The 18,998-nt window shown below is 51.5% G+C and carries 20 protein-coding genes and 1 pseudogene; 9 read left to right on the top strand and 12 right to left on the bottom strand.

Annotated features, from left to right (window positions below):
- Positions 1-13: 13 nt before the first annotated feature.
- Positions 14-934: a hypothetical protein gene (locus IPK01_12755; GenBank protein ID MBK7934330.1), complete on the bottom strand. Its 921-nt coding sequence runs from the start codon at positions 932-934 to the stop codon at positions 14-16.
- Between the two features lie 184 nt (positions 935-1,118).
- On the opposite strand from IPK01_12755, the gene IPK01_12750 reads away from it, so the two are divergent.
- Positions 1,119-1,292 carry a hypothetical protein gene (locus tag IPK01_12750; GenBank protein ID MBK7934329.1) on the top strand — a complete coding sequence of 58 codons (174 nt, stop codon included), beginning with the start codon at positions 1,119-1,121 and terminating at the stop codon, positions 1,290-1,292.
- Here the strand turns inward: IPK01_12750 and metG are convergent.
- The 5 genes and pseudogenes from metG to larC all read right to left on the bottom strand — a co-directional run bounded on the left by metG (position 1,284) and on the right by larC (position 6,999).
- Positions 1,284-2,891: a methionine--tRNA ligase subunit beta gene (gene metG / locus IPK01_12745; protein MBK7934328.1), complete on the bottom strand. Its 1,608-nt coding sequence runs from the start codon at positions 2,889-2,891 to the stop codon at positions 1,284-1,286. The genes IPK01_12750 and metG overlap by 9 nt on opposite strands.
- Before the next feature lie 167 nt (positions 2,892-3,058).
- Positions 3,059-3,532 carry a class I tRNA ligase family protein gene (locus IPK01_12740; protein MBK7934327.1) on the bottom strand — a complete coding sequence of 158 codons (474 nt, stop codon included), beginning with the start codon at positions 3,530-3,532 and terminating at the stop codon, positions 3,059-3,061.
- Between the two features lie 12 nt (positions 3,533-3,544).
- Positions 3,545-5,200, bottom strand: coding sequence for a M28 family peptidase (locus IPK01_12735; GenBank protein MBK7934326.1), 1,656 nt, complete (start codon positions 5,198-5,200; stop codon positions 3,545-3,547).
- Positions 5,201-5,207: 7 nt separating this feature from the next.
- Positions 5,208-5,790: pseudogene (folE, locus tag IPK01_12730) on the bottom strand (GTP cyclohydrolase I FolE).
- A gap of 6 nt (positions 5,791-5,796) precedes the next feature.
- Complete coding sequence (larC, locus tag IPK01_12725) at positions 5,797-6,999, bottom strand: nickel pincer cofactor biosynthesis protein LarC (GenBank protein ID MBK7934325.1); 1,203 nt, start codon at positions 6,997-6,999, stop codon at positions 5,797-5,799.
- 261 nt (positions 7,000-7,260) lie between these two features.
- Between larC and argS the strand changes: the two genes are divergently transcribed.
- Together argS and aroF are read left to right on the top strand one after the other, a co-directional pair.
- Positions 7,261-9,279 (top strand): arginine--tRNA ligase, encoded by a 2,019-nt coding sequence (argS, locus tag IPK01_12720; protein ID MBK7934324.1) that lies wholly within the window; start codon positions 7,261-7,263, stop codon positions 9,277-9,279.
- Positions 9,280-9,362: 83 nt separating this feature from the next.
- Positions 9,363-10,394, top strand: coding sequence for a 3-deoxy-7-phosphoheptulonate synthase (gene aroF / locus IPK01_12715; protein ID MBK7934323.1), 1,032 nt, complete (start codon positions 9,363-9,365; stop codon positions 10,392-10,394).
- A gap of 5 nt (positions 10,395-10,399) precedes the next feature.
- On the opposite strand, the gene IPK01_12710 is transcribed toward aroF, so the two are convergent.
- From IPK01_12710 to IPK01_12695, 4 genes are all read right to left on the bottom strand, one after another.
- On the bottom strand, positions 10,400-10,801 hold the full coding sequence (locus IPK01_12710) for a type II toxin-antitoxin system death-on-curing family toxin (GenBank protein MBK7934322.1): 402 nt from the start codon (positions 10,799-10,801) through the stop codon (positions 10,400-10,402).
- Positions 10,798-11,025 (bottom strand): AbrB/MazE/SpoVT family DNA-binding domain-containing protein, encoded by a 228-nt coding sequence (locus IPK01_12705; GenBank protein ID MBK7934321.1) that lies wholly within the window; start codon positions 11,023-11,025, stop codon positions 10,798-10,800. Before IPK01_12705 ends, IPK01_12710 begins: the two co-directional genes overlap by 4 nt.
- Before the next feature lie 122 nt (positions 11,026-11,147).
- Positions 11,148-11,522, bottom strand: a complete 375-nt coding sequence (locus IPK01_12700) for a hypothetical protein (GenBank protein ID MBK7934320.1) — start codon at positions 11,520-11,522, stop codon at positions 11,148-11,150.
- Positions 11,523-11,563: 41 nt separating this feature from the next.
- Positions 11,564-11,956, bottom strand: coding sequence for a helix-turn-helix transcriptional regulator (locus IPK01_12695; GenBank protein ID MBK7934319.1), 393 nt, complete (start codon positions 11,954-11,956; stop codon positions 11,564-11,566).
- A gap of 307 nt (positions 11,957-12,263) precedes the next feature.
- Here IPK01_12695 and IPK01_12690 point away from each other — a divergent pair, with 307 nt between their 5' ends.
- The 3 genes from IPK01_12690 (at position 12,264) to IPK01_12680 (ending at position 14,111) form a co-directional block, all read left to right on the top strand.
- Positions 12,264-12,986: a hypothetical protein gene (locus IPK01_12690; protein MBK7934318.1), complete on the top strand. Its 723-nt coding sequence runs from the start codon at positions 12,264-12,266 to the stop codon at positions 12,984-12,986.
- A 200-nt stretch (positions 12,987-13,186) separates the two neighbouring features.
- The gene (locus IPK01_12685; GenBank protein MBK7934317.1) at positions 13,187-13,624 is read left to right on the top strand and encodes a VOC family protein; all 438 of its coding nucleotides are present in this window, start codon (positions 13,187-13,189) and stop codon (positions 13,622-13,624) included.
- Positions 13,617-14,111, top strand: a complete 495-nt coding sequence (locus IPK01_12680; GenBank protein MBK7934316.1) for a VOC family protein — start codon at positions 13,617-13,619, stop codon at positions 14,109-14,111. Before IPK01_12685 ends, IPK01_12680 begins: the two co-directional genes overlap by 8 nt.
- Here IPK01_12680 and IPK01_12675 read toward each other — a convergent pair.
- Positions 14,095-15,798 (bottom strand): insulinase family protein, encoded by a 1,704-nt coding sequence (locus IPK01_12675; protein MBK7934315.1) that lies wholly within the window; start codon positions 15,796-15,798, stop codon positions 14,095-14,097. The two genes, IPK01_12680 and IPK01_12675, sit on opposite strands and share 17 nt — an antisense overlap.
- A gap of 13 nt (positions 15,799-15,811) precedes the next feature.
- On the bottom strand, positions 15,812-17,089 hold the full coding sequence (locus IPK01_12670) for an insulinase family protein (protein MBK7934314.1): 1,278 nt from the start codon (positions 17,087-17,089) through the stop codon (positions 15,812-15,814).
- 227 nt (positions 17,090-17,316) lie between these two features.
- Here IPK01_12670 and ribA point away from each other — a divergent pair, with 227 nt between their 5' ends.
- From ribA to IPK01_12655, 3 genes are all read left to right on the top strand, one after another.
- On the top strand, positions 17,317-17,970 hold the full coding sequence (gene ribA, locus IPK01_12665) for a GTP cyclohydrolase II (protein MBK7934313.1): 654 nt from the start codon (positions 17,317-17,319) through the stop codon (positions 17,968-17,970).
- Positions 17,971-18,142: 172 nt separating this feature from the next.
- Positions 18,143-18,541, top strand: coding sequence for a cupin domain-containing protein (locus IPK01_12660; protein MBK7934312.1), 399 nt, complete (start codon positions 18,143-18,145; stop codon positions 18,539-18,541).
- An 85-nt stretch (positions 18,542-18,626) separates the two neighbouring features.
- Positions 18,627-18,998 (top strand): hypothetical protein, encoded by a 372-nt coding sequence (locus tag IPK01_12655; GenBank protein ID MBK7934311.1) that lies wholly within the window; start codon positions 18,627-18,629, stop codon positions 18,996-18,998.

The following is an 18,998-nucleotide window of genomic DNA, read 5'->3' as shown; positions in this document are numbered from 1 at the left end:
TATTGTTAACTGACTATGGACTCGGGAGAGCATCAAAATTAATTTTCTCCAGCGCATCGATGGCTTTTTTTCGATCTCGCTCGTCGAAATAGGTCAGTGTAATGGACAGAATATGATTATTTCTTGGAAAGATAAAAATCGCTTGATACTGATATAGTTCGCCCAGCTTTATCTTTGTTTCAAGAGTGTAAACAGAAACTGCTCCAAGTTTCGCCAAGGCCGGTTTCTTAGTCACTTCGTAGATTGTTATTTTGGAAACTATGGTTTCGACTGTTTCGGCAAGCTTGCGGGCCTCTTCAATTGAATTGCCCTTTACTCCCAGATTGAGAGCGATCATCGCGTTACCATCACTACCAAGCGGCTTTGAAACAAATGATGCCAAATTCTGTCTGGATTTCGGAAGGGCTAGGCCTCGGTCTGAGTTAGCTGAAACAATGTCCATGCCTACCTTTCTAACGCCATCCATGTCCTCATCACTGACCTTGAGCCATTTTTCCGGCAGTAAAATAGAAAATCCAAAATATTTGCTCTTGAAAATGCCGTTGACGAATGTGCTCTCAAAAAGTGGGGATGACGACGGAGTTTGAATAGCAACTGGCTTTCTCTTGAGAAGGACCGAAGAAAAAAATCGCTTCTCATCAGCTTGCCCGTTCGCGAATGAAGGTTTTGAGGGCGGGCTGTCTTTTCCGACCTCGTTCAGTGGCATCGATACCAAAATATATATAGCTCGATCGAAAACAAAACACCTCAGTCGCGTTGGCAGATATGCGGCATCCTTCGGAACAGTTGCCATTTCTACACCAAGTTTTCCTTCAAAACGAAAGTCGGCAACAACCTCAAATTTTTCTGACGAATCCTCCGCAAATCCGCTTGCAGCCTCTGTGTATATTTCCCGAAGCAGCGTTTCGTCCTCGACAGAATATGGAAGTCCCAATCGACCCACGACATAGGACGCTTCGTCGCCAACGCTTATGTACATCTCAAGACGAGAATTTCCAACACCTTCATCATAAAAGGTCTCAGCTTGCCTGACAGGTTCTCGTGGGAGTTCTACGTCAATATCAAAATTAGAAAGGACGTGCGGCCTCCACTTTACTGGTTTCTCGAGGCTACGAGCTATGTCTGATTGGATCTCCGCCTCGGTTCGCTCGGTCTTATCGGCAGGCGTTGGCTTGGGCGAAGGCGTGCTCTTTGGTGCCGCGACGAGCGGCGGCGGCCCTTGCGAAAACGCGGTCATCGAAAATAGCAACACACCGATCGCAGCAAAATGCACGAAACGCATACTATTTTAACCTCGCTCCAATATCCACATTCTCGATAAACGCCGCAAGAGCCGGCTTTTCGCCAGTTCCGTCTTCGAGGCTGGCGGCGCAGATCATGCCTTGGGATTCCAGGCCTCGCATTTTGCGAGGTTTTAGGTTGGCGACGACGACGACTTTGCGGCCGATGAGGGTCTCGGGCTCGTAGTATTCCGCGAGGCCGGCGAGTATCTGGCGGTATTCGGGTTCGCCGAGATCGATCTCGAAACGGAGGAGTTTGTCGGCGTTCGGGATGCGTTCGGCGACCTTGATCTCGCCGACCTTCAATTCGACCTTGAGAAAATCATCAATGGTGATGAAGTTATCGACTTCGGCTTCTACTTGTTCGACCGCGACGGGCGACCCAGTCGCTACCGCTTCCGGTTCTGACTCCTGACTTCTGGCTTCCGACTTCTCTGCAATTTCATTCATAACTTTGTTCTTATCAATTCTTGGGAAAACACCGATCGTTTCGCCGATCTTTGTTCCGGTGGCGAGTTCGCCCCATTTTAGGTTTGCAGGATCGAGCGTGGCGATGTCTTCGCTGAGGCCGATCTGGCTGTAGATATTTTTTGCCGACTCGGGCATAACCGGATAGAGCAGAACGCACAGCCATCGCAGCGTTTCGCTCGCTCGATAGAGCACGGCGTTTAGCGTCTCGGCTTGTTTTTCGTCTTTGATCAGCTCCCACGGTTTTGAGTCGGAAATCAGCTTGTCAACGCGTGCGATGACCGTCCAGATAGTTTCCAGACCTTGGCTGAATTCGAAATTGTCGAACCGCCGCAAAAATTCGTCGCGGGCGTGCTCGATCACCGAAACGAGGTCCTGGCCGTCCGGGTCGATACCCGCACGGCGTGCCTGTAGATAATTTTCCTCAGCGATCTTGCCGTTTGGGACGAGGCCTTCGCGGTATTTGGTTATCATCGAGAATGTACGGCTGGCGAGATTGCCGAGGCCGCTGGCGAGATCGGCATTTGCACGCTCGATCAGATTTTCGTAGCCGAATTTTCCGTCCTGCCCAAAAACCATCTCGCGCAGCACAAAGTAACGCAGTGCATCGACCTGAAAATGCTCGTGCAGCACATCGACCTCGATCACGTTGCCGATCGTCTTTCCCATCTTTCGGCCATCGGCGTCGAGCCACATTCCGTGAGCGTAAACTGTCTTAGGCAGAGGCAATCCGGCCGCGGCCAGGAACGAGAACCAATAGACCGTGTGAAATCGCAGGATGTCCTTGCCTACGAGATGCGTCACATTTTGCCAGTATTTCTCAAACCCGACCGAGGCCTTTGCAGAATTGCCGTAACCGATCGCCGTTATGTAATTTGAAAGCGCGTCGAGCCAGACGTACATCACGTGTTCATCGTCATCCGGCACCGGAACGCCCCACGAAACGGAATCCTTCATACGGCTGATCGATAGATCCTGCAGGCCGCTTCTAACGAACGAAATGACCTCGTTCTTTCTTCCCTCTGGTCGTAAGAGTCCAGGCGAATTCTCAATTACCTCGATCAGAAAGTCGTCATAGTCAGAGAGACGAAAATAATAGCTGTCCTCGAGGACAAGGTCAGAGGAGTCGAATGAATCAGACACCGTGGAGTATCATGGTCGATCACACGCTGGCGCCTGCGCGTCCTCGACCGGATCAATCTTCACTGACGGAACTCTCAAGCCAGTCGGCGAAAAGACTGGCTTCAGCCGGTTTCACCAATCCTCGCTCTACAGCCAGGTTCAACTCGGAAATAATTCTCCCTCTGGTTTCAAAGTGTTGGACTTTCCAACGTTCGGTCAGCTTCCCCTTTGAACTCTGCACATGGTCCGCAAAACCAGCCTTCGTAAAAGCCTTTGTAGATCGTGTCGTTCCCTTTCGGCGTCTTGTTTTTGGCGATCTCACGCCACAGATGTTGGACGCCTTCGTAATGAAACGGCTCGGTCGTCCGCATGAAGATGTCGTATCCGCCATTTTCCCCGTCAAGCCGAAAATCGTGGAACATCCGTTTCAATTCGCCCGCGATCAGATCGACCTGCTCTTTAGGTGTTCGCCCATTCTTTTCCGCCGCTCGCTGGATGTTTATTCCATGCTCGTCCGTTCCGGTCAAAAAATAGGTATCGAACCCACGCTGCCGCTTATGCCGACGGATAGCGTCCGCGACGATCGTCGTGTACAAATGCCCCAAATGCGGCAAACTGTTCGCGTAATAGATCGGCGTAGTGATGTAGAAAGTATTGTTCATTTATTCCTACGCTTATTTCCCAAACCGCTTCTTATCTGCCGATGAGAACTCGTCCGTGTCCTTGTAACGCGGCACAGTCGGCGAATTTGCGATCTTGAGGGCGATCGCGAGGCCGAGTTCGGCGTTTTGGACCATCGACGCGGCGTCCCACCAATCGTAATACTGGTCAGATGGCTGATGATAATATTTGGCTGTGTAATTGCTGAAGAAATTCAGTGCTTCGCCCGTCAGAGGCGTGACGAAATCGTCACCATGCCGCAGCGAGATCGCGGGAACGCCGACCTTGGCAAACGGAAAGTGATCTGAACGGAAAAAGAAGCCTTGCTCAGGCCGCATGTCGCCCTCGACCGTCATTTTTCGTTCAGCCGCGACCTCATCGACAAATATGCCGAGCGACGACCGTTCGGCTCCGAGAGCCGAGAAATCCTTAGTCTTTCCAAAGAAATTAACACCGTCAATGTTGACGTTTCCCGCGATCTTATTCAGCGAGAACAGCGGGTTTGCGGCAAAATACTCAGCGCCTAAGAGGCCTTGTTCTTCGGCTGTCGGGAAAAAGAAGACGGTCGAGCGTTTTGGCCGCTGCTTTTTCGGCATTTTCGCGATCACATCTCCAATGCCGAGGATCGCCGCGATCCCCGAAGCGTTATCGTAAGCGCCGTTATAGATCTTGTCGCCGGTCGCATCAGCCTCGCCGATGCCGAGGTGGTCCCAATGGCCCGAGAACACAACATACTCCTTCTTAAGCTTCGGATCGCTGCCTTCGATCAATCCGGCGACATTTGGCGAATCGAATGTCTTGAATTCACTCTTCAGGTTAAGTTTGACGTTGAGCCCCGTCTTTACGGGCTTGAACCCTCGTTTCACCGCGCTGCCGCGAAGCTGCTCGATGTTGAGCCCGGCGAGTTTCAGCATTCGGGATGCAGCCTCATTGGTCATCCACGATTTCACCTTGAGAAACGGCGTTTTGTCGCCAGCTGTGCGGGCTATCTCATATCGCCAATTACCGTTCGAAGTCCGAACAACATTCCATCCGTAACCGGCGGATTCGTTCGTGTGGATGAGTATCACTCCGGCTGCACCGCGGCGGGCGGCCTCTTCGTATTTGTAGGTCCAGCGGCCGTAATATGTTAGTGCTTTTCCGCCAAAAAGGTTCGGCTCATCGGCCGTTGCGGGCGGATCGTTGACCATGATCATCAGGATCTTACCCTTGTAATCGTCAGGCGAACCGCTGTAATCGTTCCAGTTATACTGCGGTGCATCAACGCCATAGCCGACAAAGACCACTTCGCTGTCGACCGAGACATCCGCCATTTGGGCACTTGTCGTCGCGACAAATTCATCGCCGAATTTGTACGAAGCGGTTGCCGGGCCCTTTGAAACCTCAAGTTTCGTATTCGGGTCCGCCTTAACACCGACAAGCTTTACGTTTTGAAAATAGCTTTTGCCGTTCGCGGGTTTGATGCCGCCCGCTTTCATCTCGTCGGCGATGTACTGTGCCGCACGTTTGCCGCCGTCGGTACCGGGCCCGCGGCCTTCGAAATCGTCGGCCGAGAGACGTTTGACGCGTGAGCGCATCTTGTTCGCATCAAAACTCGCGGTGCGGTCCTGAGCGAACGCCAAAGATGAAATAAACGTAAGTGTTAGAAATACGGCAGTTATTCTTTTCATTGATCCTCTATCCCTTGATTAGTGACATTGCTTCAGCTCGTGTTCGCGAGTCTGTTCTAAATCCGCCGAGAACCGCCGACGTTATAGTCACTGCTCCCGGTTTTTTCACACCGCGGAGCGTCATGCACGTATGTTCGGCCTCGATCACGACCATTACGCCGATCGGATCGAGGTTGTCGTAGAGCGTTTGCGCGATCTGCTGCGTCAGGCGTTCCTGGACTTGGAGGCGACGAGCGAATACCTCCGCGATGCGGGCGAGTTTTGACAAACCCGACGATGCGGCCGCCCTTTGGAATATAGGCGATATGGCACTTTCCGGTGAACGGAGCGAGGTGGTGTTCGCAGACCGACGCGATCGAAATATCCTTGACGATCACCATCTCGTCGTGCGAATCGCCCGGCAGCGGAACGATATGTTCGCTCGCGTCGGTCCACATTCCCTCGGTCAGTTCGGCATAAAAATCCGCAACGCGATCTGGCGTTTTCTGCAGCCCTTCGCGATCCGGATCTTCGCCCATGCCCTCGAGCATCAGCCGGACGCCGTCAGCGATCTTTTGGAGATCGACCTTTCTTTTTGTCTTATTCGCCATAATATCCTACGCATTTGCCGCGTTCGCCATTTCATTTTCTGTGAGTTTTGCCAAAGCAGCTTCGCGAACCATCTTGAACGGCACACTGTTCTTAATGGCCGAAAGTCTGACGTGTTCGTATTCCGGCATTGAATTGACGATCTTACCGTCCAACTTCGCGATCTTTACATCAATCTCGCCGAATTCGGTCGAAACCGTTACTATTTCGCGGTCGAGACATTCTCTCTCAACGATTTTGAAACGTACACCGATCGTAGTTGTCTCGGTGTAGAGCAATTGTGTTAGAACGTCCTTTTTATCTGCCTGACAGAGCATCGAGATCATCGTCGCGGGGCGATTTTTCTTCATTTGGATCGGCGTGAACCAGCAATCAAGAGCACCGAGTTCGAAAGATCGCTCCATCACAAAACCAAGTATCTGCGGCGAAACATCATCGATATTCGTCTCAATCAGCGTCAATTGTTCGAGGTTCGTTAAGGGCTTTTCGCTCCCCTCACTTCGACCGAGGATCAACCGCAGAACATTTGGGAATTTCTCGTACTGTCGGGTTCCCGCTCCGTACGCAGACTGCTCAACCATCATCTCAGGAATTGTACCGTAACTATCACACAGGGTTGATATTATCGCCGCACCTGTTGGTGTTATCAGTTCCCCTTCGATCTCAGTCGAATATATTGGAATGCCGGTCAAAAGCTCTGCCACTGCCGGCGGCGGAACCGGGAATTTGCCGTGTGCCATCTCGGCAAATCCGCTGCCGACGTGTATTTTCGAACATACAAACCGTTCGATGCCCAGCATATCGAATGCGATGCAAGCCCCGACAACGTCGACGATGGCGTCCATCGCTCCGACCTCGTGAAAATGGACCTTATTCAAGTCGATGCCGTGGATCTTTGCCTCAGCCTCCGCCAGCCTTGTGAATATAGCGATCGCACGCGATCTGACCGATTCTGCTAGCGTCGAATTGCCGATAATCGCTTCGATATGATGCAAATGCCTGTGAACGTGCTCATGCGGGACTTTTACGTCCAGATGCGTCGCCAATATGCCTGATCGGTCAACATCCGTAAAAACCAGCTCAAATTCGACGATATCAAGTTTCTTCAAATCCGAAACGAGCCTGTCGCGGTCAATACCAAGTGCCGCCAAAGCTCCGAGGATCATGTTCCCGCTCGCACCTGCAAAACAATCAAAATACAATGTTCGCATAAAGATATGATTCTAGCGGTTTTGGTGTAAAAAGGGAAAAATCGCCGGTCTGTACGAGCTCCCTGACTTCTTTTGTCTTACTTCGCGGCCTCTCGTCTTTCGTGGATATTCCTTAACCGCTGCAATCAGATCTCACTTAAAGACGCCAAGAACGCAAAGTTTGGAAAGGAAGGAGCGATCGGGAAAATATGAGATTTTGGCAAAATTAACACACAACGTCTATACTTACTCTTTTATTTGCTACTGCGTTATATAGCCATTATGACCTTGATCGAGATACAAGAGACCCTTCGCGAGGCCGTTCGCGTGACTGCTCTGCAGCAATTCAATATCGAATTAGCCTCTGTTACGGCCGAAACGCCGCCAAAGACCGAGCTTGGCGACATCGCATTCCCTGTTGCATTCGAACTTGCAAAACAGATCAAACAAGCGACCGGCGAAAAGAAAAATCCGCGTGAAATAGCCGAGACATTGAGATCCGCACTCGAAAAAGTCGATTTCGTTGGCCATGTCGAGGTGGCGGGAGCAGGGTACCTAAACGTCTTTTTTGATCGTTCGCGATTTTTGGCGGCAAACGCCTTGGCCGAACCTTTGCCGAATGCCGGTGCATCGCATCTGCCCGATGCCCTGAAGGTCTGCGTCGAGCACACATCGGTCAACCCGAACAAGTCCGCACACATCGGCCACGTTCGCAATTCGGTGCTTGGCGATACGTTTCAACGGATCCTGAAAGCGACCGGAAAACGCGTCGAGGTCCAAAATTACATCGACAATACCGGAGTTCAAGTAGCAGATGTGGTTGTCGGATTCATCTATCTGGAAAATAGGGACTTACCGGCTATCAAGTCGCTCGATTCCGAACTCAGGGCCGCGGGAAAGACGTTCGATTATTATTGCTGGGACCTTTACACAAAGGTGGGTGTTGAATATCAAACTAACGAAGCACTCAAAGAAAAACGTGCCGAGGTTTTGCATCTGATCGAGGAAGGCGGAAACGATACTGCAGAGCTTGCGGATTTTGTCGCGACCCGCAATGTTGAGTGCATTCTCGACACGATGGAACGCCTCTCGATCCGATACGATCTGCTGCCGCGTGAATCTGAGATCCTGCATCTGCACTTTTGGGATCGTGCGTTCGAGCAAATGAAACAGCTAGGCGTTATCCGTTACGAGAACGAAGGCAAACAGGCCGGATGTTGGGTAATGCCATTCGAAGAGCACACCGGAACCGAAGAACACGAAAACGACAAGATCCTCGTAAGGTCAAACGGCACAGTCACTTATACAGGCAAGGACATCGCCTATCAGATGTGGAAACTCGGGATCCTCGGCCTTGATTTTAATTACAAATACTTCCACAAATACGCGAACGGCCACGATGTTTGGATCACGACCGCCGACGCTGGAACGCAGGCTGCCAGCCTGCCGGTATTCGGCCACGGCGAGACGATCTACAACGTGATCGATTCGCGGCAGTCATACCCGCAGGACATTGTCCGAAAAGGCGTCGCGGCGATCTCGCCGGAACGAGGCGAAAAGGCGAGTATTCATCTCTCGTACGAAATGGTCGCTCTCTCGCCGGCGGCCGCCGAGGAGCTTGGATTCAAGCTTTCGGACGACGACCGCAAAAAACCCTTCATCGAGATGAGCGGCCGTAAGGGCCTCGGCGTAAAGGCCGACGACCTGATCGACCGGCTCGAAACGAACGCTCTCGCCGAGGTCGAATCGCGGCACGCGGAATCGTCAGACGAATTAAAGCGCAAGATCGCGCATCAACTGGCTGTCGGAGCCTTGCGTTACTTTCTGCTGAAATTCACGCGAAATACGGTGATCGTGTTCGATTTCAAAGAAGCGTTGTCATTTGAGGGCGAGACGGGTTGCTTTTGCCAATACTCGGCAGTTCGTGCAAATTCGATCTTCCGAAAACTCGAAGAAAAAGGCGAAACGCTCGAAGATTGCCGCGATCGCCTCAGCGAAACCGGAGCAACGCTCGAATTGCTTGCATCAGAGACCGGTACCGACATCTGGTCTATGGTCGTCCTCGCGGCCCGTCTCGAAGAAACGGTCGAACAGGCTGCGAAGCAGACCGAGCCGGCAATACTCGCAAAATACACATTCCAACTCGCCAAAGCGTTCAATCTTTTCTACCACAACCACAAGATCTTGATCGAACCGGACGACGTTAAGCGAGCGGTTTTGATCGTTACGGCAGACATTGCGCGTCGTTCCCTTACCTCGGCTCTGGATACGTTGGGAATCGAAGTCCCTGAGAAGATGTAAGGAAGGGGGAACGACCTGATTTGCAAATGGCGGCCGCGAAAACTAGAGTTTAAGTTTTGTATTTGTAGTGGAATAATCAATCTATGCTGATCGTTATGAAACCCGGGGCTACGGCGTCGGAAATAGAAATGGTACTTAACGCGATAGAGGCTCTCGGCTATCGAGGCTATCCTTTGCCCGGCGAAACGCGTACCGCGATCGGCATTACCGGCAATAAGGGTTCGGTCGATCCGGCACATTTCGAAAATTTGCCCGGAGTCTCGCAGGCGATCCGCGTCACACAGCCTTACAAACTGATCTCAAAAGATCTGCGGCCCGAGCGATCTGTCATCAAGGTCGGAACCGGAACGATCGGCGGGAGCGAACTTGCATTGATCGCCGGCCCGTGTGCGATCGAAAGCCGCGAACAGCTCTTTGCCGCGGCCGAAACGGTCGCCAAGAGCGGAGCGAAGTTCTTTCGGGGCGGAGCGTATAAGCCGCGCACTTCGCCATACGCTTTTCAGGGAATGGGCGAAGATGGTCTGAAGATGCTCGCTGAGGTTAGAGAGCAATTTGGCCTAAATATTGTTACCGAGGCGATGGATGAGGCGGGCGTCGATGCTGTCGTAAAATACGGCGACTGCATCCAGATCGGCGCACGTAATATGCAGAATTTCTCACTGCTTAAATATGTCGGCAAGACCCAAACCCCCGTGCTGCTGAAACGCGGCCTGTCGGCAACACTCGGCGAGTTTTTGCTCGCCGCAGAATATATCATGGCCGAGGGAAATCGTGACGTCATACTGTGCGAACGCGGTATTCGCACGTTCGCCGATCATGCCCGAAACACGATGGACCTTTCGATAGTGCCGGCAGTGCATCGCATTACGCACTTGCCGATCATTGTCGATCCTTCGCACGGCACCGGCCGCAATTATATGGTCACACCGCTAGCTCGTGCAGCCGTCGCAGTCGGCGCGGACGGACTGATAATCGAGGTCCATCCAAAGCCGGAAGAAGCCTTGTGCGATGGTGCCCAGGCGTTGACGCTGGATCAGTATGTTGAGCTTGTGCGGCAGGTTCAAATTATCAGCGGCGCGATCAACGTCAATGAAGAAGTTGTCGCCGCCGTATAAGTTCGTTACTCGACGACAATTGCATAGATCGTTTTCCGATACCAGTCGGCGAGATTTTCTTCTGAGAGTGTTCCTTGAGCGAGATCGTAGAACTGCCGGTACGTTTCTGCCGGCTCTACATCGAAATCAAAACCGTTGAGATTTAGAAACGCGACGGAAACGACCAAAGCCGTTCTCTTATTGCCGTCGAGAAACGGGTGGTTTTTTGCAATACCATACGCATAGCTTGCCGCTAACGCAGCAATATCTACGTTTTCGCCATACGCGTTGAGGTTCTGTGGACGTGCCAATGCCGAGAGCAAGAGCCCTTCGTCGCGCAACCCTTCGGTTCCTCCATGTTCGGCGATCTGCCGATTATGGTAGGCAAAGACTACATCGATCTCTATCCATTCTACTTCCTGTATCATTCAGCCAATTTCTTGAGAACGTCTTTGTGCTTCTTCATTACTCGTTCGCCGGCCTCCATTTGCCGCGCGAAACGTTCGTCATAGGCGCTGATCTCGATACCTCTTGGAGTCTCAGTTACATAAACCGAATCACCTTTGGTGACTCGTAAACGCGAGAGGATTTCCTTTGGCAGGATCACACCTACCGAATTACCGACAGTAGTTATTTTTAAGGTTGCAGTCATAATGTATTTCCTCACAAACCAATATTCGTATAACATATGTTATATAGAACAGTCAAAAAAAATCCGCGTATGTTCCCGAAACATACGCGGATCTTTGTTTTCTCGCGGCTGGCGCCTTTTGCCTATTTTGCCAGACGGAGTTTGAAAAGCGAATAAAACTGAACGTAACAGCTGATCATAGCCGCGATGATCAAAAAGGTCATCGGCATAAAGCCCAACGACAACGGAAGCATCACGCCCAACCCCACACCAACTGCTGCGATCAGCCCACGAAACGCGAGCCAAGGAGCAAATGCCGGCGGTTCAGCACCTGACGGCAAGAAATAAGGCAGGACCAGCATCATCATCGTCGTGATCGACAGCAAAAGCGTGTCAAACCCGAAGACGCTCGCGCTGCGTCCTAATTCCAGTGTCAGAAAAAACAACACAAAAGTCGTGTCGATCGCAAAACTACCGCCAAAATTGATCTTGTTGTCTCGTGTCATGTCGCTTCTCATTTTATATGGTGTATGTAATATGTGTAATTAGCCGACGGTTCTTACTTCTTCTTGCTGAACTGCTGATATGCCACGCGAAACAGCTCGGACAAGGCTTCGGCTGTCTCCGGGGTTAGTTTACGGTCTGCACGCAGGTGAGCCTTGATGATCTCAGGCGTAGCTTCGTGCGGGTAATAGACCACTGGCTCGACGGTTTCGCCCGACTGTGCGAACATCATTCGATCGACAGGCATATCCAGCCATTTCGAAAGCCGAGCGATGTTGTCCGCATCGGGACGACCCGTTCCATTCTCAATACGCGAGAGCGTCGAAGCCGAGACATTTGTCACGTCAGCAACGTCACGCAAACTCATGTCGAGCTCTTCGCGGCGTCGCTTGATCGCCTTTCCCAACTCGACCGTACTCAATAAACTTTCATTCTTATATGAACCCATATTATTCTCCTTTTGCCTCCATGAATTGTTAGTGCCATAAAGCACTTTCCATTGCACAGATAAAACATAACATACGAAAATATTAAATGCAACACCAAATTTCACACTTGCAACAAATAATTTTATTTGCTAATCTGTATCACAGATGCAACGTATGGGATGCATCTATTGATAACTAACTGAGTCGCATGGTCTGACACGCGGCGAACAGGCGTCAGCAAATCCAAGTATTTACGGGCACCTCAGACACGCCCGACACGAACTACACGGACGAATTGATGCAGATACACAAGTAGGAGAAATGAAAATGAAACGCAACACAGTAAACGAAACGAACGGAACCGAAACGGAAACTATTTTTGATGAAATAGAAACTTTGAGTAATGTCCTTGATTTTTCATCGACCTTGCGTGAACTTCGCAAGACCGTTGACCCGCATTTGATCCGGCAGCGAGCCGGACGCCGCGACCGCAACGGCCAGATGCACATGGTCGAATATGTCGAATGGCATACGGTAGCCGACATACTCGATGAACACGCTCCGAATTGGGGCCATACGGTGAAGGACATCCGGCCGATCGGCGACATTATTACTGTAACGGTAGCGATAACCATCGATGGAATTACCCGCGAAGGTGTCGGGACCGGCAAGACGGCCAGTGAGACCGGGATCAAGAAAGCCGAACACGACGCCCTGAAACGTGCGGCCGTAAAATTCGGCATCGCCCGTGAGCTTTATAAAAAGGAATTCGATCTGGTCGAGCAGGACGATGTCGTTCAGATCAGCGAAACGCGTCAATTCAGCGATCCCGTCGCGAAGAGCCTTGGCGACATGGTGACGGCAAAACAGCTCGGCATGATACGTGCGATCGCCCGCGAAGCGGATCTTGATGCCGAACAGGAATGTTCACAGCTGCTCAAATGCCGGGTTGATGAGCTTTCAAAACGGGCTGCGTCGGATCTGATCGATCATTTACAGACATTGAATCGGAACGCAGGTACCGCCGTGCCGATGCGTCGAGCAGGATAAGTGCCCTATCCGGGCACACACGAAGTTTTGAGCTGCGGATCGCCCCGTCCGCCTTACTCCATGAGGCAGAGAATGCTCCCGCCCGCAGCTCAAAGCGTTTTCTTAACTCCCATTGAACTAATATCTTTTCCCTTGCGTAAAAATGCGCATTGGGACAATATACTCGAACATTTCGTAAAACCAATAATAGGAGAAAAACTATGGCACAAGAAGCAAGTGGATTTGCCGGACCCGCGACGGGTAGTTTTTGCTGGACCGAGATCGCCAGTTCTGACGCGGCAAAGTGTAAGGAATTTTACACGAACGTATTCGGATGGAAATTTAAGGACAGCAACGCGACCGACGGGATATTCGCCTATCACGAGTACTCAACCGGTGGTGATTATCCGGCCGGAGGACTCTATGAGATCACACCTGAGATGTGCGTCGAGGGACAACCCCTGCCGCCGCCGCATTTTATGACATATGTTGCAGTCGACGACGTCGACGAAAATGCGAAATTAGCGGTGGAACTCGGCGGAAAGGTCGTTCACGGGCCAATGGATATACCAAATACCGGCAGAATGGCGATCATTCAAGATCCGACCGGAGCGATGATATCGACATTTAAGATGGCAGAAGGAGGGCACAATGGCTGATTTTGAAATTCCTAAACATGGTGATATCTGTTGGCGAGAACTCCGAACGAAAGATCTCGGAGCGGCCCTCGATTTTTATACAAAGCTCTTTGATTGGACGCTTGAACAATCGAAGGTAGCGGCCGGAATGGACTATAAAGAGATCATAGTAGACGGTACTGCAACCGGCGGCATGATGAGCATGGAAGGCGACGATTGGGGCGGTCTGCCATCGCATTGGGCAACGTACGTTGCCGTCGACAATGCGGACGATACTGTCGCAAAGATCACGGCAAATGGCGGCAGCGTCCAAGTTCCGCCGTTTGACGCACCGGGGGTCGGCCGAATGTCGATGGTTGCCGATCCGTCAGGGGCAAACTTCGCGATCATCCAATTCACCGAGCAGATGCAGGATATTGGCCAGCGAAACAAACGAAAGGCACGAAATAGGATCTCTTATTTCGTGCCTTTCGTGTATTTTGTGGCAAATCCTATCGCGTTCCCGTGAACGGCAGCGGGTCGGGGACGATCGGTGCCGATAGCGTACCGCTCATTGCGTTGCCGTCGACCTTCCCGGAGATCGCAAATTCGATCGGCTGCCCCTGCATTTCAGCATTGGCTGTCGCGGCGAGTTTGCTGCCCGTCACCATACCGCCTGTAATATCGCCATTGCCGAGCATTGTTTCCAGGACACCAGTAACACTTTCGCCGTTCTGCTCGAGAGTTAGAGAAACCGGCAATTGCTGACCTTGAAAATCGACCATCAGCGACCATTTTCCGGCAACATTTGCTGTCCCTTGATCATTATTGTTCATTTTGTACTTTTCGACATCCTGAGGATGTCCATCGGTGTCGAATATTTCGACACTCGCCGCATAGCTTTCGACCTGCGGCAAAACTTCCTCGGCATCACCGACTATCACGATCGCCATTTCATCCGGCCGAACACACTTTTGAGCAACTGCCAGAACTTGTTCGGGCGTTACTGCATCCACGTGATCGCGATATGTTTGGAGATAGTCATCAGGCAAGCCGTAGAGGTGCTGATTGACGATCAGCGTGGTCATGCCGCTTTGGGTCTCGGCACGCAGCGGAAAAACGCCGGTCAGGAAATTCTTAGCGTCGGCAAGCTCTTCGTCGCCGACCGGTTCAGTTCGGATCCGCTCCAATTCGTAGAAAAACTCTTTCAGCGAATCACCGGTAACGGCCGTTCGAACTTCAGCGGTCGCCTCAATTTCGCCTGCGAGTTTCTTTGTTTCGAGCCGGGTGTATGCTCCGTATGTATATCCCTTTTCCTCACGAAGATTCATAAATATTCGTGAAGAAGCTCCGGCACCGAGCACTTGGTTCATCACGATCAGCGGGAAATAATCAGGGTCGTCGCGTTTGACGCCGAGGTTCGTGAGTACGATATTCGACTGGGCCGAGCCCGGCCTGTCAACGATCGTGATGCTGCGTGCATTTCGCTCGGGCGGTTCCGGAAAATCGTGCGACACGCCGCTTCCCTGCTCCCAATCACCAAAAAGTTCATTCAGGTCCGCGAGAAATTCGTCTTTGTTGACATCACCGACCACGATGAACATCGCGTTATTCGGAACAAATCGAGCGGTGTGAAATTTCACGACCTGCTCTCGGGTCAGCTTTTCGATGTCTTCGGCACTAGGTGATACTTTCGAATACGGATGTTTGCCGTAAACAAGCCTCGCTGCCTGTTCGCCGGCGAGAAAACCGGGCTGGGATCGCTGAAATTTGAGATTCTCGACCGTATTTCTGCGATAAAGATCCAGTTCCTCCTCCGGAAATGTCGGCCGCAGTACGACCTCTGCCATTAGGTGGAGCACCTCGGTCGCATAGAGAGATAAACTCGACGCCGCAACGATCGTAAAATCGTCCGACGAACTCGAAGAAATGCTCGCCCCTAACCGTTCGATCTTTTCGGCGAGTTGGAGACTAGTATATTCGCTCGTGCCTTCCGTCAACATCGAGGTCATCGCCGATGTCAGGCCCGTCATATCCCTTGGATCGTGGATGTCGCCCGAATGGAACGCAAGCCGATAACTGACCAACGGGAGCCGCTCGTCCTGAAAGATAACCACGCGCACTCCATTCTTGAGGGTCGTTTGGATCGGTTTTGGTATTTCGAACGCAACCGGAGCCAAAGGCGCCGGAGCAATTTTTCGTAATTCTGGGGTCATAAAATTTGGATTCTCATCCTTTTCCCGCCGGGACTACATCAAGAAGAGCTCGGTTCTCGGTGTTCAAAAACTTTCCGACCGCATTTCTTATTTGATCGGCAGTGACGGAAAGCAGTGATTCGAGTTCGGTATTGACGATCGTCGGATCGCCGTCATAAAGTGCAAATTCAGCGATCTGTTGGGCTCGCGACATCGATGACTGTCGTATACGGACGGAATCGTTGATGAGCTGATTCTCGATCTTTTCCATCTCCTCGGTCGTTGGACCGTGGGTTGCGAGATCGTGGATCTCATTCATTATCGTCTCGCGGATCTTGCTTAGATCCTTTTCAGGTTTTGGGATCGCTCCGATAAAAATACTCGAAGGGCCGCGGCGTTCGTCAGTAAAGCCAAACAATTGGATGACCGACTCTTCGCCCTTTACCAATTTCTGATAGAGCCGCGAACTGTCGCCGTCATAGAGCACCTTTCCGGCTAGATACAACGCATAGAATTCGGCCGAACGCCTTGGCGGTATCTTCCAGCCGATCAGAAACGCCGGGAACGGTGCTAGTTTGTCTTCCCACTCTTTGTACGTCGAAGCGACTTCGACCGGTTCGGTCACATCGAGTTCGGGCGGCAATGTCTGTGAAGGAATGTCGCCAAAATACGTCTCGATCAGCTCTTTTGCCGTCGCTGCCTCAAATGCGCCGGACAAGACAATCACCGCATTATTCGGAGCGTAGTAGATGCGGAAAAATTCCTGAACGTCCTCGACCGTCGCAGCGTCGAGATGGTCCATCGAACCGATCGTCGAGTGCGAATTGGCAAAGTTCTTGTAGATCATCTCATTGATCAGATCAAAAATTTGGCCGTACGGCTGATTGTCGTAACGCAGACGCTTTTCTTCCTTGACAGCTTCGCGTTGGTTGTCGAGATTTTCCTGCGTGACGGCCAGAGATCGCATGCGGTCGGATTCGAGCCAGAGTGCCAGCGGCAGCTGGTTCGCCGGGAGCGTTTCGTAATAATTCGTACGCTCGCTCGACGTGGTGCCGTTCATTGTGCCGCCGGCTTTCATAATATGTTGGAAATGCCCAGCCTTAGGCACATTTTCCGAGCCCTGGAACATCATGTGTTCGAACAAATGCGCAAAGCCGGTGCGGTCAGGGCGTTCGTTCCGCGAACCGACGTTGTAGTAGACAGCAACCGACACGACCGGAGCCGAATTATCAAAATTAAGCACAACCCGAAGCCCGTTAGCCAGGCGGTATTCCTCGATCTCAAGCGGCGGTAATTTGAATGTTTCTGACATAAATTCTTTTCAATTTGACCAACAAAAGTTGGAATTTATCGCTACTTCAATGAGAACACTTTGCCCGACAAAAATCAAAATCAGCGAGCCGCGGACCCGCTTTCAATTGTTTCCAAACTTATCCGCAGCTTTATGAATCCAATCACATGCTGCGAGCGAAATGCTCACTTGAATCACAGTGTTAGTTTATTAGTAATTTCGCCTTAGTTTTCTTTATAACCAGAACTATGATCTTGGAATCGACTCAAAACTCACAAACCAATGTTTTTCTAGGACTTATTCCGTCGGTTGTCAAAGCCGCCGACGCAAGACTGCCGACCAAATACGGCGATTTTCGCATCGCAGGATATAGATCGCTAACCAGCGACGAGGAATTTGTCGTTGTTTACAAGGGCAGACTCAGGACGGCCGATGCGGTTCCCGTTCGAATCCACTCGCAATGTATGACGGGTGATGTGTTTCATTCGGCTAAATGCGATTGCGGTGAGCAGCTGCAGTTTGCGATGGAAACGATCGCGAGAGAAGGCCGCGGCGTTGTCGTCTATCAGCAGCAGGAAGGCCGCGGGATCGGCATTATCAATAAGATCCGGGCATACGCACTGCAGGACGAAGGTGCTGACACGATCGAAGCAAACGTAAAACTCGGCCTCGATGTCGACGCCCGCCGATACGAACAATGCGTCGAGATCCTCCGCGACCTCGGCCTAACCCGCGTTAAAGCTCTGACCAACAATCCGGACAAGATCCAGGCGATCCGCAACGGCGGCATCGAGGTCGTTGAACGCGTCGCGATCGAATTCGAGCCGTCAAAGGATACCCAGAAATATCTCAGTGTCAAAAAGTTTCAAATGGGACACCTCCTCAGCCTGGTCACATCCTAATTTCCCCCAATATACCTTAAAGAACCTCATCAACAGCACGAACAGGCTAACGGCTTGTTCGTGTTCTTCTTTGTCAGCAAGAATAAATGACGAAGTACTGTGACCCAACACACATTTCCCGGTCGAAAACGGGCGTACATTTAACGTAGAGGGAGAAAGCGAGGTAAAAACAATGAAAGGATTCAAATCATCGATTGAAAAAGAAACGATCGCAAACAGCGATTTTCGCAGGGTTTTGTACACGTCAAAATATAGCCAGCTTGTTTTGATGAGCTTGCTGCCGAATGAAGAGATAGGGCTCGAGACCCATACTTCCAATGATCAATTCTTCCGCGTCGAAAAGGGCACCGGTAAGTGCATCATCGACGGCAACGAATACGATCTGACTGACGGCGATGCGATCGTCGTTCCATCGGGCTCGCGACACAACGTGATTAACACGTCGGCGACGGAGCCGTTGAAGCTGTATACGATCTACTCGCCGCCGCATCATCGCGACGGTATAGTTCGTCCAACCAAGCGTGACGCCGAGACCGATAAAGAGGAATTTGATGGCAAGACGACCGAATAGTCCAATAAAAATATCGCGGCTGATATGATGTTGAAGACGTCCGGGCTTTCGCTAGGCACCTAAAATGGGTACCGGAGGACGAAATATGGAACAAGAGGAATTTGCGGCTGACGACGGGATCATCGATGTCGAGACCCGAGCCGAATTTGACACAGCTGCCGACGTCGGCGAAGAAGAAACTCAAAGTATGATCTCGAAATTGATCGAGAACACGGATTCTTCGCCGATCTTGTCCGGCGGTGATGTGGACGCAGCATGGGAAGATTCAGCGGTAGGCGAAGAATCTGTCGGCGGCGAAAATCCCACGCCGGACCAGAGCGTCGTCGAAGACCTTGGCGTAGCGATGGGATTAACGTACGAGGATAACGAACCGCTAGGGGGCGAACAAAAGCTCGAAAAACGTGACCGAGACCGTTGGGAACTCGACCCCGCTTCCTCGGAAGATCGTGAAAGGTGA

This window comes from Acidobacteriota bacterium, assembly GCA_016713675.1.
Taxonomy (GTDB): domain Bacteria; phylum Acidobacteriota; class Blastocatellia; order Pyrinomonadales; family Pyrinomonadaceae; genus OLB17.
This window is presented reverse-complemented; position numbering and strand designations above follow the sequence as displayed.

What these genes read in the sequence shown, in the direction of transcription:
- IPK01_12750 (MBK7934329.1), top strand. Translation starts at nt 1,119, where the DNA reads ATGTCTGATTGGATCTCCGCCTCGGTTCGCTCGGTCTTATCGGCAGGC.
- IPK01_12740 (MBK7934327.1), bottom strand. Translation starts at nt 3,532, where the DNA reads ATGAACAATACTTTCTACATCACTACGCCGATCTATTACGCGAACAGT.
- IPK01_12735 (MBK7934326.1), bottom strand. Translation starts at nt 5,200, where the DNA reads ATGAAAAGAATAACTGCCGTATTTCTAACACTTACGTTTATTTCATCT.
- larC (MBK7934325.1), bottom strand. Translation starts at nt 6,999, where the DNA reads ATGCGAACATTGTATTTTGATTGTTTTGCAGGTGCGAGCGGGAACATG.
- argS (MBK7934324.1), top strand. Translation starts at nt 7,261, where the DNA reads ATGACCTTGATCGAGATACAAGAGACCCTTCGCGAGGCCGTTCGCGTG.
- aroF (MBK7934323.1), top strand. Translation starts at nt 9,363, where the DNA reads ATGCTGATCGTTATGAAACCCGGGGCTACGGCGTCGGAAATAGAAATG.
- IPK01_12710 (MBK7934322.1), bottom strand. Translation starts at nt 10,801, where the DNA reads ATGATACAGGAAGTAGAATGGATAGAGATCGATGTAGTCTTTGCCTAC.
- IPK01_12705 (MBK7934321.1), bottom strand. Translation starts at nt 11,025, where the DNA reads ATGACTGCAACCTTAAAAATAACTACTGTCGGTAATTCGGTAGGTGTG.
- IPK01_12700 (MBK7934320.1), bottom strand. Translation starts at nt 11,522, where the DNA reads ATGAGAAGCGACATGACACGAGACAACAAGATCAATTTTGGCGGTAGT.
- IPK01_12695 (MBK7934319.1), bottom strand. Translation starts at nt 11,956, where the DNA reads ATGGGTTCATATAAGAATGAAAGTTTATTGAGTACGGTCGAGTTGGGA.
- IPK01_12690 (MBK7934318.1), top strand. Translation starts at nt 12,264, where the DNA reads ATGAAACGCAACACAGTAAACGAAACGAACGGAACCGAAACGGAAACT.
- IPK01_12685 (MBK7934317.1), top strand. Translation starts at nt 13,187, where the DNA reads ATGGCACAAGAAGCAAGTGGATTTGCCGGACCCGCGACGGGTAGTTTT.
- IPK01_12680 (MBK7934316.1), top strand. Translation starts at nt 13,617, where the DNA reads ATGGCTGATTTTGAAATTCCTAAACATGGTGATATCTGTTGGCGAGAA.
- IPK01_12675 (MBK7934315.1), bottom strand. Translation starts at nt 15,798, where the DNA reads ATGACCCCAGAATTACGAAAAATTGCTCCGGCGCCTTTGGCTCCGGTT.
- IPK01_12670 (MBK7934314.1), bottom strand. Translation starts at nt 17,089, where the DNA reads ATGTCAGAAACATTCAAATTACCGCCGCTTGAGATCGAGGAATACCGC.
- ribA (MBK7934313.1), top strand. Translation starts at nt 17,317, where the DNA reads ATGATCTTGGAATCGACTCAAAACTCACAAACCAATGTTTTTCTAGGA.
- IPK01_12660 (MBK7934312.1), top strand. Translation starts at nt 18,143, where the DNA reads ATGAAAGGATTCAAATCATCGATTGAAAAAGAAACGATCGCAAACAGC.
- IPK01_12655 (MBK7934311.1), top strand. Translation starts at nt 18,627, where the DNA reads ATGGAACAAGAGGAATTTGCGGCTGACGACGGGATCATCGATGTCGAG.